We start from the raw sequence: 385 nt of genomic DNA, 5'->3' as shown, positions 1-385 counted from the left end.
GATGAAGGGCATGGGGCAGATCGTGTCCTGGTCGGTCCGCGACGAAAGCCTGCATTGCGAGGGGATCATCCGGCTGTTCCACGCCTTCGTGAAGGAGCGCAACTGCCTGACCAAGGCGGTGAAGGACGATATCGCCGACCAGTGCCAGACGACGATCCGGCTGGAGGATGCGTTCATCGACCTGGCGTTCGAGATGGGGCCGGTCAACGGCATGACCGCCAAGGATATCAAGAAGTATATCCGCTACATCGCCGACTGGCGGCTGGGGCAATTGGGGCTGAAGCCGATCTATATGATCGACGAGCATCCGATCCCGTGGCTGACCCCGCTGCTCAATGGCGTCGAGCATGCCAATTTCTTCGAGACGCGCGCCACCGAATATTCG

The 385-nt window shown here is 60.3% G+C and carries 1 protein-coding gene; it reads left to right on the top strand.

What is annotated here, in order from left to right; all coding sequences use genetic code 11:
* The coding region (locus CVH10_RS18100; protein ID WP_181244477.1) for a ribonucleotide-diphosphate reductase subunit beta at positions 1–385 on the top strand (385 nt) is incomplete at both ends.

It is taken from the genome of Halomonas sp. ND22Bw (assembly GCF_003011945.1).
In the GTDB taxonomy this organism is placed as follows: Bacteria; Pseudomonadota; Gammaproteobacteria; order Pseudomonadales; family Halomonadaceae; genus Halomonas; species Halomonas halophila.
Note: the sequence above shows the minus strand (reverse complement) of the source record. Positions and strands in the feature narration are given on the sequence as shown.